General features: G+C 41.1%; 16 protein-coding genes. 14 read left to right on the top strand and 2 right to left on the bottom strand.

Annotated elements, in window-relative coordinates:
• Positions 1–7: 7 nt before the first annotated feature.
• The 9 genes from A7968_RS18665 (at position 8) to A7968_RS18625 (ending at position 7,032) form a co-directional block, all read left to right on the top strand.
• Positions 8–382: a SirB2 family protein gene (locus tag A7968_RS18665; RefSeq protein WP_064668068.1), complete on the top strand. Its 375-nt coding sequence runs from the start codon at positions 8–10 to the stop codon at positions 380–382.
• A gap of 123 nt (positions 383–505) precedes the next feature.
• Positions 506–1,333, top strand: coding sequence for a tetratricopeptide repeat protein (locus tag A7968_RS18660; RefSeq protein WP_064668067.1), 828 nt, complete (start codon positions 506–508; stop codon positions 1,331–1,333).
• Between the two features lie 16 nt (positions 1,334–1,349).
• The gene (locus A7968_RS18655) at positions 1,350–2,603 is read left to right on the top strand and encodes a DUF819 family protein (RefSeq protein ID WP_064668066.1); all 1,254 of its coding nucleotides are present in this window, start codon (positions 1,350–1,352) and stop codon (positions 2,601–2,603) included.
• Between the two features lie 10 nt (positions 2,604–2,613).
• Positions 2,614–3,468: a 3-deoxy-8-phosphooctulonate synthase gene (kdsA, locus tag A7968_RS18650; protein WP_064668065.1), complete on the top strand. Its 855-nt coding sequence runs from the start codon at positions 2,614–2,616 to the stop codon at positions 3,466–3,468.
• A gap of 117 nt (positions 3,469–3,585) precedes the next feature.
• A complete protein-coding gene (locus A7968_RS18645) occupies positions 3,586–4,482 on the top strand; it encodes a transcriptional regulator GcvA (RefSeq protein WP_064668064.1) in 897 nt (298 codons plus the stop codon).
• 1 nt (position 4,483) lies between these two features.
• On the top strand, positions 4,484–5,116 hold the full coding sequence (locus tag A7968_RS18640) for an alpha/beta family hydrolase (protein WP_064668063.1): 633 nt from the start codon (positions 4,484–4,486) through the stop codon (positions 5,114–5,116).
• 22 nt (positions 5,117–5,138) lie between these two features.
• Complete coding sequence (locus A7968_RS18635) at positions 5,139–5,507, top strand: DUF423 domain-containing protein (protein ID WP_064668062.1); 369 nt, start codon at positions 5,139–5,141, stop codon at positions 5,505–5,507.
• Positions 5,508–5,545: 38 nt separating this feature from the next.
• Positions 5,546–6,631, top strand: coding sequence for a 23S rRNA (cytidine(2498)-2'-O)-methyltransferase RlmM (rlmM, locus tag A7968_RS18630; RefSeq protein WP_064668061.1), 1,086 nt, complete (start codon positions 5,546–5,548; stop codon positions 6,629–6,631).
• Between the two features lie 47 nt (positions 6,632–6,678).
• Positions 6,679–7,032: a YkgJ family cysteine cluster protein gene (locus tag A7968_RS18625; protein WP_064668060.1), complete on the top strand. Its 354-nt coding sequence runs from the start codon at positions 6,679–6,681 to the stop codon at positions 7,030–7,032.
• Positions 7,033–7,092: 60 nt separating this feature from the next.
• Here the strand turns inward: A7968_RS18625 and cysZ are convergent, their stop codons facing one another.
• Positions 7,093–7,800, bottom strand: coding sequence for a sulfate transporter CysZ (gene cysZ / locus A7968_RS18620; RefSeq protein WP_225736674.1), 708 nt, complete (start codon positions 7,798–7,800; stop codon positions 7,093–7,095).
• 261 nt (positions 7,801–8,061) lie between these two features.
• Between cysZ and A7968_RS18615 the strand changes: the two genes are divergently transcribed.
• Together A7968_RS18615 and A7968_RS18610 are read left to right on the top strand one after the other, a co-directional pair.
• Positions 8,062–8,535 (top strand): nuclear transport factor 2 family protein, encoded by a 474-nt coding sequence (locus A7968_RS18615; protein ID WP_225736672.1) that lies wholly within the window; start codon positions 8,062–8,064, stop codon positions 8,533–8,535.
• 98 nt (positions 8,536–8,633) lie between these two features.
• A complete protein-coding gene (locus A7968_RS18610) occupies positions 8,634–9,254 on the top strand; it encodes a sulfotransferase (RefSeq protein WP_084448237.1) in 621 nt (206 codons plus the stop codon).
• Here the strand turns inward: A7968_RS18610 and A7968_RS18605 are convergent.
• Positions 9,245–10,636 (bottom strand): hypothetical protein, encoded by a 1,392-nt coding sequence (locus tag A7968_RS18605; RefSeq protein WP_064668057.1) that lies wholly within the window; start codon positions 10,634–10,636, stop codon positions 9,245–9,247. The two genes, A7968_RS18610 and A7968_RS18605, sit on opposite strands and share 10 nt — an antisense overlap.
• Positions 10,637–10,882: 246 nt before the next feature.
• On the opposite strand from A7968_RS18605, the gene A7968_RS18600 reads away from it, so the two are divergent.
• The 3 genes from A7968_RS18600 (at position 10,883) to speB (ending at position 14,379) form a co-directional block, all read left to right on the top strand.
• Complete coding sequence (locus A7968_RS18600; RefSeq protein WP_064668056.1) at positions 10,883–11,344, top strand: GNAT family N-acetyltransferase; 462 nt, start codon at positions 10,883–10,885, stop codon at positions 11,342–11,344.
• A 196-nt stretch (positions 11,345–11,540) separates the two neighbouring features.
• Positions 11,541–13,454, top strand: a complete 1,914-nt coding sequence (speA, locus tag A7968_RS18595) for a biosynthetic arginine decarboxylase (protein WP_064668055.1) — start codon at positions 11,541–11,543, stop codon at positions 13,452–13,454.
• 1 nt (position 13,455) lies between these two features.
• Positions 13,456–14,379, top strand: coding sequence for an agmatinase (gene speB / locus A7968_RS18590; protein ID WP_064668054.1), 924 nt, complete (start codon positions 13,456–13,458; stop codon positions 14,377–14,379).
• Positions 14,380–14,396 lie beyond the last annotated feature (17 nt).

Genomic DNA, 14,396 nt, shown 5'->3' with positions numbered 1-14,396 from the left:
GGGGCATATGGATTATTTAGCAGTAAAACACACACACATGGCAATTGCAGTTTTAAGCATTGTTTTATTTTATGTTCGTTCATTTTCACGTTTAGGCAGTGGCACTATCGCAAAAAATAAAGTCGTTTTTATTGGTAGCCATGCAACCGATACCTTGTTACTTATTTCAGCCATAGTGCTAATGGCGATTGCAAAGATCAATCCACTAGAGCAAATGTGGTTACTTGAAAAAATTATTCTCGTGGTGGCTTATATTGCATTGGGTATTATTGCCAGTAAACAACAAAAAACCAGTATTAAAGTGCTGTTTTTAGTTGTTACAACCGTGGTCATAGCGCTAATTGGTAAATTGGCTGTCACTAAAACTGCTTTATTTCTTTAAAGTAGTGACTGTGCAAGGGGGAATTTTTACCTTTGCACAGTAAACTTAGCTACGGCGTTGGTATCTGCTCTAAAAACTAGGTAAACTAGTCGTTCATTTTCTATTTAAGATGTTGCCGTATAAATGACCACCCCTTGGTTTGAAGATCAAAATGAACCCTATCAAGATGAGGCTTTTGACACATTCGTTCCCCAAGCGTTGTATCGTTGTATCAGCGCAGAAGCGAAGTGGGATCCACACGCCGATTTAAGTGATAGCTTTGCCACCTTAAACGACTTTGAAACGCAAGTCACCGCACTGTGTCAACAACACGAAGATATTCATGAGCGCTTTGATGCGTTAGTTGATATGTTCTTTACGCAGTGGCTATTTAGCGTATCTAGCCTGAAAGTACCCGAATATACCCTCAACAGCTTTAGCTATATGTTAAGCATGCGCAGCGGTTCAGAAACCACGCTGGCTATTTTACTCTGCCACTTACTTAACCACGCTGACTTTGACGCCAATGTGACGATTAATAATGGCGAAATAAATGTTCATGTTGCCATCAGCGATGAAGAGGGCTATTTGCTTGAGCCAAGTTCTGGTCAGCAAAGTTGGTATATCATTCCTGAAAACGCCAGTGAAGAAAATGGCGATGAACAAGAGCCACTAGAGCTTATTTTTGACGAGGAAGTGTATAAGCTTTACTTAGCGCAACAAAAGTGGGCGTTCATTACCAGCAACAAGTTTGGTCATGCTTTAAGCTGTGTTGAGATGTTGATGGAGTTAATAGGCGATGACCCGTACGAAAGACGCGACAGAGGCTATTTACTTAACCAACTAGATTGTCCGAAAATGGCTCGTGACGATTTACAATTTTTTATCGATGAGTGCCCAGATGATCCTGCGATTGAAATTATCCAGCATCAACTTGAAGAACTCGAAGATAATCATAAAACTCACCATTAACTTTTAAGGAATATACATGGCTGACGCCCATACGGCTCTGATCACCAATGACGCAGTTGTCTTTGGTTTATTAGCAGTAATATTAGGCTTTATTTTTAAAACATCGAGCAGCCAAAATAGTGCGCTGAAAAAGTTTTACAAATATGTCCCAGCATTATTACTGTGCTATTTTTTACCTTCACTACTGAACACCTTTGGCATTGTTGATGGTCACTCATCCAATGTGTATTTTGTTGCATCACGGTATTTGCTTCCAGCATGTTTAATCTTACTGACCATTAGTATTGATTTAAAAGCTATTATTAATCTTGGCCCCAAAGCCCTTATTATGTTTCTAACTGGTACTGTGGGTATTGTTATTGGTGGCCCATTGGCTATTTTGATCATGAGTGCAGTGTATCCTGAAGCTGTTGGCGGTCATGGTCCAGATGCAGTATGGCGTGGTATGACAACCATCGCAGGTAGTTGGATTGGCGGTGGTGCAAACCAAGCGTCGATGAAAGAAATGTTTGAAGTGGGTGGCGATATATTCTCAGCGATGGTGACGGTAGATGTGATCGTCGCGAATTTATGGATGGCGGTATTGTTATTAATGGCTGCCAACCATAAAGCTATTGATGCAAAAACCGGCGCTGATACCAGCGCGATTGAAGAGCTGAAAAACCGTGTTGAGAAGTATCAGGCCGAGCATGCACGCATGCCTACAATGAATGATTATATTATGATCATTGCTATTGCATTTGGTATTACCGGGCTTGCACACTTTTGTGCTGATTTCTTAGGGCCTTATTTTGGGGCTAATTTCCCATGGGCACAAGAATACAGCTTAAACAGTAAATTCTTTTGGCTGATCGTTATCTCGACGACGATTGGTATTGCATTATCGTTTACTAAAGTTCGCCATATTGAAGCCTTTGGTGCATCAAAAGTCGCTTCTTGCTTTTTATATATTTTGGTAGCCTCAATTGGTCTACACATGAATATCACTGCGATAGTCGAATCGCCAATGTATTTTGTTATCGGCTTAATTTGGATGCTAACCCATGCCAGCTTAATGCTGATTGTTGCTAAAATTATTAAAGCGCCGTTATTTTATATGGCTGTCGGTTCGCAAGCGAATGTCGGCGGCGCTGCATCGGCACCTGTGGTGGCGTCAGCATTTCACCCGTCGCTTGCACCGGTTGGCGTGTTACTAGCCGTACTCGGTTATGGCGTGGGCACTTACATGGCCTATATTTGTGGATTAATGATGCAAGCAGTTGCACCTTAAGGAATGAAAAATGAATAACCAACTGATTAAGATTAATGACATTGAACTGGCAAACGAAAAACCGTTTGTATTGTTCGGTGGCATGAATGTTTTAGAATCGCGCGATTTAGCAATGCGTATTGCTGAGCATTATGTTGAAGTGACCACTAAGCTTAATATTCCTTATGTATTTAAAGCCTCGTTTGATAAAGCAAACCGCTCATCAATCAACTCATACCGTGGACCAGGTATGGAAGAAGGATTAAGAATTTTTGAAGAAATTAAAAAAACCTTCAACGTGCCTTTGATCACCGATGTTCATGAACCACACCAAGCCGCACCTGTGGCTGAAGTTGTTGATGTAATTCAATTACCCGCTTTTTTAGCGCGTCAAACTGACCTAGTTGTTGCGATGGCGAAAACGGGCGCAATTATAAATGTTAAAAAACCACAGTTTTTAGCGCCGCACGAAATGCGTCACATCATTACTAAATTTAATGAAGCAGGAAATGACAATATTATCCTGTGTGAGCGCGGCTCAAGCTTTGGTTATAACAACTTAGTGGTTGATATGCTTGGCATGGACGACATGAAACCAATGGCGCCGGTTATATTTGATGCAACCCATGCATTGCAACGCCCAGGTGGTCGTGCTGATTCTGCCGATGGCCGTCGTGCACAGGCCGCTGAGCTTGCTCGTAGCGGCATGGCATTAGGTATTGCAGGTTTATTTATTGAAGCACATCCAAACCCTAATGAAGCTAAATGTGATGGTCCATGTGCACTGGCACTGAGTAAGCTAGAAGGCTATTTAAGCCAAATGAAAGCCGTGGATGATTTGATCAAGAGTTTTAGCCCACTGGATACCAGCGCCAGCGATTTATAATTTTAAATAATACCTAAAAAGCGACTAAGGTCGCTTTTTTTATGTCTTGAATATACACCTAGCTAGTTGGCGTATATAATCCATCCATAAGAAAAACTAATTCTAAGTTTGGTTGCTATGTCTCGACGTGTTCCTCCCTTAAACGCCTTAAAAGCATTTGAAGCTGCTGCTCGCCATTTGAGCTTTACCAAAGCGGCGGAAGAATTGTATGTCACGCAGGCAGCGGTGAGCCATCAAATTAAAACCTTAGAAGAGCACCTCGGTTTAAAGCTATTCTTACGTAAAAATCGTTCATTATTACTGACCGAAGAAGGCCAAGGTTATTTTTTAGATATTAAAGAAATATTTACCCAGCTCATTGATGCGACAGAAAAACTGTTAGCACGTGGTGCAAAAGGCTCATTAACCGTTAGTTTAACGCCCAGCTTTGCTATTCAATGGTTAGTACCACGCTTGAGCTTATTTAACGAACTGCACCCTGAAATTGATGTGCGGATAAAAGCCCAAGATCAAGACGAAAATTCACTTACTGATGATGTTGATGTCGCGATTTATTACGGTCGTGGTCATTGGAGTGGGGTGCAAACCCATAAGCTGCATACCGAATATTTAGTACCTTTATGTAGCCCAATGTTATTAACTGGGCCAAAACCACTTAATCAGCCCAGTGATTTGGCAAATCATACTTTACTGCACGATACCACTCGAAAAAACTGGAAAACCTGGATGAAAACAGCGGGCGTACGTAATGTACAAGTAAACCAAGGGCCTATTTTTAGCCACTCATCCATGGTGCTTCAAGCCGCTGTGCATGGCCAAGGGGTTGCCATTGGTAACAGCGTGCTTGCTAAACCAGACATCGATGCAGGGCGTTTAGTTATTCCTTTTAACCACAGTTTAGAAAGTAAAAATGCCTATTATTTAGTGAGTCGTGAAACGCAATCTGAATTGGGTAAAATAGTGTCGTTTAAGCAGTGGATGCTCAGCCTCGTTGAGCAAGAACAAGAGTATTAATATGATTGAATGGATCAGAAGTAAGTCGCCTGCTAAAGCTCAGTTTATTTTTGCCCATGGTGCCGGTGCAGGTAGTGATTCTGAGTTTATGCAGCAGATGGCGCAATTAATAGCTGCGCATGAAATTGATGTAGGTTTGTTTGATTTTCAATATATGCAAACTGCCAAGCAAACTAATAAGCGCAGGCCACCCGATCGGGCACCTAAACTGCTGGATTATTTTGAACAGGTATTAACCGTTACACAACCTACGCTTCCACTATTTATTGGTGGTAAGTCGATGGGCGGGCGCATGGCATCAATGCTTGTCAGTGAAGCGCGAGCAACAACTCCCGAAATTTCAGGGGTGGTTGCATTTGGCTACCCATTTCATCCACCAGGTAAGCCTGACAAATTACGCATCGATCATTTTGGCAAAATAGCATGCCCGTTTATGGTGCTTCAAGGGGAGCGCGACACGTTTGGTACTCGCGATGAATTAACTCAGATGCAGCTCGATAAGCGCCCTGATTTTGTCTGGTTACCTGATGGCGATCATTCATTAAAGCCACGTAAACGCAGTGGTTTTACAGAAAGTGAAAATATCCAAAGCGCAGCTGAGCACGCCGTAGGGTTTATCAAGCAGCATATTTAAAGGCAATTTCGCAGGAAAAATCATGATTAAACTATTTTTAATGACAGGCAGTTTATTTTGTATGCTGTCAGTGGTGTTGGGCGCATTTGCAGCCCATGGCTTAAAAAGCCGAGTGTCTGAATACGCAATCGGCGTATTTAAAACCGCAGCAGAATATCAAATGGTGCATGGCCTTGCGCTAATTGCGATTGCCATTTTAATTAAATGGGGAATTAACTTAAGCTGGGCTGGTTGGTTTATTATTGCTGGTATTGTGCTGTTTAGCGGTAGTTTATATTTATTAGCAATCACAGGTTATAAGTGGTTAGGGCCAATTACGCCACTTGGTGGAGTCTGCTTTATAATCGGCTGGGTTATTTTATTAGTGCAAGTGGCGCGCTTCAAATTTTAATAGAGAATATCGCGCGAGTGCGTAATTAAAGGGTTTTTATGTCAAGTGTAGTGATTTACTGTCGTAGTGGGTTTGAAAATGATGCCGCTGCAGAAATAACATTTCATGCAGCAGAGCAGGGCTTTGCAGGCTATGTAAAAGCAAAACCTAATACCGGTTATGTGATCTATGAATGTTTTGAAGCGCACCATAGTGACGAAATTATTAAAAAAGTCGATTTCAAAAATATGGTGTTTGCCCGTCAATGGTTTGCTGGGACTTTGCTGGAAAATATGCCTGTTGAAGATAGAGTTGGCGAAATCGTAACAGCAGCAGTTGATTTTCCACTTTGCTCAGAGCTACGGGTAGAAACGCCTGATACAAATGAAGGCAAAGAGCTATTAACGTTTTGCAAAAAAATCTCTACTCCGCTTAAAAAAGCGTTAGAGAAACAAAACACTGTGCTACGTGAACCGAAAGCTAATCGTCCTGTTATGCACATCATGTTTTTAACCAACAACACCGCCTATGTTGGCCATTCATATAGCTATAATAACTCGCCATTTTTTATGGGCATATTACGACTAAGAATGCCAAGTGATGCACCGAGTCGCTCGACATTAAAATTGGATGAAGCGTTTAACGTATTTATTCCTGAAAAAGATCAAGAAAGCCGCGTACAAGCCGGTATGCGCAGTGTTGACTTAGGTGCTTGCCCCGGTGGCTGGACATATCAATTAGTGCGCCGTGGCATGTTTGTCAGCGCTATTGATAATGGCCCAATGAACGATGATTTAATGGAAACAGGTCAAGTTAAACATTTTCGTGTTGATGGCTTTAAATACCGCCCAGAAAAAAGAAATATTACTTGGTTGGTGTGCGACATGGTGGAAAAACCAACCAAAGTAACCAGTCTTATGATTGATTGGGCAGTCAATGCCTACGCCAAAGAGCTCATATTTAACTTGAAACTCCCTATGAAAAAGCGTTTTGATAGTGTGTATGAATGCTTAACCATGATCAAAGAAGAGCTTAATAAATACGGCATAAGCTATGAGCTACAAGCTAAGCATTTATATCATGATAGGGAAGAAGTCACTGTGCATTTGAACGTGACGAAAGTGCCGCAAAGCCTATATAGCTAATTAATTTTAGTGTGGCATGAATACCGGCTAAATAAAGGTAAAAATTGATGTATAAGAACCAAGAAGTTATTTTGCGCTTGCGCGCTAATATACCACAGTTTGAATGTGTTGAAGGTTGCCATGATTGCTGTGGGCCCGTAACAACTTCATCTGAAGAAATGTCTCGATTACCAGTAAAAACGGATGCCGAGCATGAAGCCGCACTAAATGAATTTAATTGTGTACATCTGGGCCCTAAAGGCTGCACTGTATATGACGAGCGGCCGTTGATTTGCCGCTTGTTTGGTACTACGCCTCGAATGCCTTGTCCGAATGATCGCAAGCCTGAAAAGCCTGTCGATGCTAAAATAGAGCGCGAAGTACATCATTTTATTGCCAATACACGGCAAGTTTTAGTGTAAATAAAGGGGGCAGTTTGGGGACTTTAACGGTTTGCTAGCAGTCCCCTTTGAATATTGCTATTAGCGGTAATTAGGGCGGTATTGGTCTACCCATAAGCGCGTTGCACCGCACACTGCAACGGGCATAACAATTAAATTTACGATCGGGATTGCAGTAAGTAGCAGAACCGCTATACCAAACCCGTAAGATAATGTTTGCTTTTGTTTTAGGTCTTGCTTCATCTCGTTAAAATTGATTTTATGGTTATCAAATGGATAATCTTTATATTGCACCGCATACATCCAGCAAGTAAACATTACCCACAACACTTGGCCAATCACAGGTAATACCCATAACAAAATAAAGAAACCGATGGCGCGTGGTAAATAGTAACAAAGTTTTGTCCATTCACGGCCAAGCATCCGCGGCACGTCTTTAACAATCTCCGCTAAGCCATCATCATTAATTTTTTGCCCCGTTAAGTGCAGCTCAACTTTTTCGCTGAGTAAGCCATTAAAGGGTGCAGCAATAAAGTTAGTGATCACCGTAAACAGCATACTGTAGCTAAATAAAATAACTAATACGGCAATCGGCCACATTAACCACTCGAGCCAACTTAACCAACTTGGTAATAGATCATTTAAATAAGCAAACCCATCGGTAAGCCAGCCATATAAAAAGAATAACGAGCTACCAAAGAGCACAATATTGATTAACAAAGGAATAAGCACAAAGCGCTTTAAACCTTTCTGGGTGATTAATTTAAAGCCCGAAAAAAAATATTCCATACCCTGCGTAAATTGCACGTTAAAACCTCAGATCATATCAACATTGCTCACAGTATAAGTTGCTCAGCTTTTTTGAACAGTATTTTTGCGTAACAAAGTGTTTAAAATCCAGCGTGTAACAGCGAGGCCTGAATACATTATGGATTGCCATTGAGGCGCAAATAGAAAGTGCAGTAAATAATTGTATCAATATTAACGCTGGGCTATGGTTTGTAGATTAATTGATACGAGAGCTGCAATCAGCTTGTCAGGATGCCCCAAATGACTATGAGTAAACGCTATTTTTTGTCGTTGTTATTGGTTCCACTTTTAAGTTACGCCAATACTGATCCTTTACAAAATAAAATGCGCGGTTTAGATGCCGCATTGTTTGATGCTTTTAATCATTGTGATAATCCAGCGCAATTGGCGAAGCATGCTAGTTATTTTGCCAAAGATGTCGAGTTTTACCATGATAATGGTGGGGTGACTTGGGATCGTGATTCCATGATAGCCAATACCAAGAATTTTGCATGTGGTAACTATACGCGGGAGTTGCTCAGCGGCACGTTTGAAGTGTTTACCATTAAAGATTTTGGTGTAATGACCAAAGGAACCCACATATTTTGTCAAGATGGCGGCAATAAATGTGACGGTAAAGCTGATTTTGTGATGCTTTGGCATGACTTAGGCGACAAATTAGAAATTACCCGAGTATTGAGTTATGGGCACCGTAGCAATATGAATAATAAATAAGGGAGCTTGCGGTTAAACTTCGGCTTAGCTTTGTTGCTCTGTGGGTGATGCTGCCATTTAGGTATATACTAACCAGCCTTTTTACATGAGTGTTTGTGATGTCTAAGATTTTTATTATCGGTCTACCAAGAACGGGCACTACCAGCATTAGTGTTGCCCTATTAGACATGGGCTTGCTCGTTGCGCATACTGCCTTTACTAAAAAAGCATTTGAGGTAGCTGACGCTGTATCAGACGCGCCATGTTTTAGTGATTTCAAGCAATTAGATTTATTATTTCCCCACAGCAAGTTTATTTATTTAAATCGAGAGCTTAGCGCGTGGTTACCTTCCATCACTATGTTGCTTGAAAAAATGGCGCCGCATTTGTGCCTTAAAACAGGCCATTTTAATCCAGTATTAAAACGCAGCTTTCAACAAACTTTTCCTAATATTCACCCTCTGAATGAGCGCGAGTTGGCTGCTTGTTATACACAACATCAACAGGCAGTATTAGAGTATTTTAAAGATCGTGATGATTTTTTATCGCTTGATGTAAGCGAGCAGGGCGCCCTTTTTACACTAAAGCAGTTTTTGGGTATGCCGACAGATGGCGATACTAATTTTGCGAAATTAAATGTTGGCCGAAATGTCGCCAACTGGCGTGAATATAAACACCCTAATAAAGTGAATGCCAACTTGGCAGGCATAGAGCACCGTAAGTTCTTTGATTACGGTTGATTTTCAGCTGATTGTGGCTCTTCACTATCTACTGAACTGCGAACGTTGCCACTGCTGAAAAAGGTAAGATCACCGATTAAATCAGGTATTAGTCGCTCACTATTATAGTCATAAATTTTATTCATTTGAGCTACGTGAAATGCGCCTTCAATACGCGAAATATTTTTTAGTGCCCAAGCTTCAACTGAGTCTGAGCGGGTAAACTGCTCAGGCAGTTTTTCTTTATCATCAAGTAGTGTTTGCCATAATTCGTTTTGAATTTGCGCTGGCGTGCCGGTGAACTGCTCTAGCGCATCGTTTATCCAGCCCATGCCAATGTCGTTATAGGCGTTTAAGATATTGTTATAAAGCTCACGTCTATTAGAGTCAGAGCTAATATTATCTTGCTGTGCAACAAATTTACCGTTGTCCATTTGGTAATACTGTTTATTCGCTTGGTAATTGGTTTGCTGCGAAAGGTAGTCTAATAAGTTTGGCTCGCCGTCTTTATCAACTTCATTGAGCATCGCTAATACATCATCGTTTTGATGGGTTTTAACTAAGTTCATCATGTCGATAATACCGCTGCTTTGCTCAAGTGTACTTTCAGACAGGTGGTCATTTAATTGGATAAGCTGGCCTTCGCTAAAGGTTTTTTCAATTAATAAATCGGCATAGTTATTTGCTAACTCATACTTTGCTGTGTTGGCGCTATAGTTTGATTTAAACCAATTAATGTTTTCAGGCATGCTGATCATTTCTAACGTTTCATTACCATTTTCATTCTCACCGATTGGTGACACTGGTTTTTTATATTCATTCCCTTGCTGTAATAGCTCACCCATGGTTGCAATAGTGCTGCTTAAGGCATCATCAGAGAGTTTGCTTAACGATGAAATTAACTGCTCACTAATATTCTTGTTTTCTATGCCAAATAAGTGACTAGAGATTTTGACAGCAAACTGAGTGAATGCAGCAAGTTCTTCATCACTCATTTTTTGTACGAGCTCAAGCAACTCAGCGGTTGGCCTTAGGTGTTGAAACATATTTTTCAACTCCCCATCTAGACGATCCACCTGATCTAAAAAAGCATTTATGTCATCGTGATCTGTAAAATCACCATAGCGGTAGCTCGGCTGTGTGATTGGTTCTCCCATGTTAATGGTATTACTAGAAACGATACTGTGATGTTTCATACCCAAATAGGAAGAGGGGGTATAGTCTAAGTTAAACCTACGGCCTTTAAAGGGGTCATGCAAGGGCGTACTTGCTGCGCTTTCCAGCTTTGATAAGTTACCTTGTGGTTCGATAAGAGTCGTTGCAGTTTTAAATTCAGCGGCCCGATTAGCAGACACTTTCTGTAACGCTATCTGCTGTATTTGATTAAAATTAGTTAGTTTCATTGTTATTCCTTTAACGATACCTTATATAACTTATCGGCGCTGCACGATAGAACTTGATGTTATAGCTTGTTATTTTATAAAACTTTAATAAATACAGTAGCTAACAGAGTATTAAAATACAGACGCAAGACAAAAGTAGTAACAAATAAATGCATAAATAAACGATAAATCCATTATTCTGGGTTGTTCATTCGCTGCAATTCGGTATAGTTTGTTATCAAATTATAATTATAAATTAGAGCTTTTATGCAGTTAGTCGACTTAACCCCTGATGATCCGGATGTGATTAATGTTTTTTCGGATATCGATAGGCTTATAAATTCTCTGTATCCAGTCGCTACGGCTCAGTCGTTATCACTCAATGAACTTGGCCAGCCTAATATATTTGCGATAGGCTTAAAAAATGACGATGGTATTGTCGCGTGTGGAGCGATTGTAAAACAGCTTGATACCGTTCCTTATGGTGAAATACGCCGCTTGTATGTAAAACCGAGTTATCGTGGCAAAGGGTTATCTCGACGTATTATGCAAATCTTATTGCATCATGCCGGAGAGGAACAAATTCCATTGATCCGATTGGAAACGGGGCCAAAACAAAAAAAATCAATAAGTTTATATGAAAACTTAGGCTTTCAACCTTGCGGCCCGTTTGGTAACTACACAGAGAATCCGCAAAGTTTATTTATGGAATTAGGCTTAAATCAATAATTTTTCAATTCAGATCTAAATAATTTGGGGCTTGGCGTAGGCTGGGCACCCAAATTGTACCCTGCAAGCCCTTTCACACTATCAACAGCAAACCTCACTCGTTACGAGCAAAAATACTTGTTGGACTTGATAAGCTATTTTTCTTTTAATGCGCGCAACAGCCGCAAGGCATTCATTAAATAAAAGAGAAAGATAAATGAAAGAGACAACATCACTAGAACAAGCTCGTACGAGTTACAATGTTCGTCATTGGAGCCAAGGTTTTTTTGGTATTAATGATCAAGGTGATGTGTATGTTGCGCCAAAGGCTGATGCCCCAGAGCAAACCATTGCACTTATTGATATCGCGAAACAACTTGAAGATAAAGGTTTAAGTCTGCCTGCTTTGGTACGTTTTCCACAAATCTTGCATCACCGTGTACACAGTTTATGTGCGGCATTTAATACCGCAATTGAAAGCTATGGTTACCCTAAAGATTACTTACTTGTTTATCCAATTAAAGTGAATCAACAACGTGAAGTGGTTGAAGAAATCGTGGCAAGCCAAGCCAATGTTGAAAAGAAACAACTAGGTTTAGAGGCGGGCAGTAAGCCTGAGCTATTAACCGTTTTAGCGTTAGCTGAAAAAACCAGTGCAGTGATTGTATGTAATGGCTACAAAGATCAGGAATATGTGCGTTTAGCGCTAATTGGTGAAAAGTTAGGCCACAAAGTGTATATCGTGCTTGAGAAATTATCTGAGCTGGATATGGTACTTAGCCAAGCGAAAGAACTTAATGTAAAACCACGCATTGGCATTCGCGTACGTTTAGCGTCGCAAGGTAAAGGCAAATGGCAAGCCAGTGGCGGTGAAAAATCAAAATTTGGTTTATCGGCTTCACAAGTATTACATGTTGTGAACCGCTTAAAAGAAACTGATCAGCTTGATTTAGTACAGTTAGTGCATTTTCATTTAGGGTCGCAAATGGCCAACATTCGCGATGTACGTTTAGGTGTCAGCGAAGCGGCACGTTTTTATTGTGAGTTACGTAAATTAGGCGCACAAATTGATTGCCTAGATGTAGGTGGTGGTTTAGCCGTTGATTATGATGGTACGCGAAGCCAGTCTCATAACTCAATGAACTACAGCTTAGCAGAGTACGCAAATAATATTGTTTACACCATAGGTGATATTTGTAAGCAGTATGAGCAACCGTTCCCGACCATTATCTCTGAGTCAGGACGTGCGTTAACTGCGCATCACGCGGTTCTTATCTCTAATGTGATTGGCACTGAAAGCTACGAGCCTGAAGAAATTCAAGCACCAGCAGCAGATGCCCCATTATTACTAAATAATATGTGGTTATCTTGGCAGCAATTGCATGTGTTGACTGACGACCGTGCACTGATTGAGATTTATCATGATAGCCAAGGTGACTTAGCTGAAGCGCATAACCAGTTTGCGATGGGCTTATTAGATTTAACTCAACGGGCATGGGCAGAGCAAATTAACTTACGTGTATGTTATGAGCTTAACAAACACATGGATAATAAAAACCGTTTTCATCGTCCAATCATCGATGAACTCAATGCGCGGTTAGCAGATAAGTTTTTTGTTAACTTCTCATTGTTTCAGTCACTGCCTGATGCGTGGGGAATTGATCAAGTGTTTCCAGTATTACCATTAAGTGGTCTGACTGAAGCGCCACAACGTCGTGCGGTATTATTAGATATTACGTGTGACTCAGACGGTGCACTAGATCATTACGTTGATGGACAAGGCATTGAGAGCACTTTACCAGTGCCGGCATTTAGTGCAGAAAAACCGTATTTGATGGGCTTTTTCTTAGTGGGCGCGTATCAAGAGATTTTAGGTGATATGCATAACCTGTTCGGTGATACCCACAGTGCGATGATCAGCATGGATGAGCAAGGCCAGGCGAGTATCGTAGAAATTAATCAAGGTGACACAGTGGCAGATATGATGCGTTATGTGCACTTAGATGTTGAAGGTTTTCAATCTTCATATGCACAGCTGGTGGCTGCAAAATTACCACAAGCTGAGCAACAAAGCGTGCTTGATGAATTACAAGCGGGTTTAGACGGTTATACTTATTTAGAAGAGCTTTAATATGACCACTTTGTTTGATCACCCTGATCACTCATTGTATTCCAATGGCATGACGTTTTTACGTCAGCCAATGGTACAAAATATTGCTGACATCAATGCTGATGTTGTGGTGTTAGGGTTGCCATTTGATATGGCAACCTCAGGACGCCCAGGTGCACGGTTAGGCCCTGATGCGATTCGTCGTGCATCAGTGCATTTAGCATGGGAAGAAACAAAGTACCCATGGACGTTTAAATTGTTTGAGCGTTTAAAAGTGGCCGATGCAGGGGATTTTACTTACCCAGTTGGCGATGCTGAGTACTTTACCGCTAAGCTTGAACACGCAGCCACAGGTATTTTAAGCCAAGGCAAAACGATTTTAGGTTTAGGAGGCGATCACTTTGTAACTCTGCCATTACTGCGCGCGCACGCAAAGCGCTTTGGTAAAATGGCCTTGGTGCATTTTGATGCCCACACAGACACTTACAGTAATGGCTCACGCTACGACCATGGCACCATGTTTTATCATGCGCCGAAGGAAGGGCTGATTGACGTTGATCACAGCATCCAAATTGGTATTCGTACTGATTTTGATCAAAGCAAACACGAGTTTGCAGTGATTGATGCGATGGCTGCCAATGATTTATCGGCGCAAACCATTGCTGAGCAAATTTTAGCCCGAGTAGGTGATTTGCCGGTGTACATCACCTTTGATATAGATTGCTTAGATCCGGCGTTTGCTCCAGGTACTGGTACACCAGTATGCGGCGGCTTAAGCAGCGACAAAGTGCTGAAAATATTACGTGCTCTTAAAGGCATTAATATGATTGGTATGGACGTGGTTGAAGTATCACCTTCGTATGATCAAAGTGAATTAACTGCGATTGCCGCAGCAACCATTGCCAGTGAGCTATTGCATTTATGGGCACTAAAGCATAAGTATTAATATGTTTTAATGCAGAT

Source organism: Pseudoalteromonas prydzensis, from assembly GCF_001661495.1.
Taxonomy (GTDB): domain Bacteria; phylum Pseudomonadota; class Gammaproteobacteria; order Enterobacterales; family Alteromonadaceae; genus Pseudoalteromonas; species Pseudoalteromonas prydzensis.
Note: the sequence above shows the minus strand (reverse complement) of the source record. Positions and strands in the feature narration are given on the sequence as shown.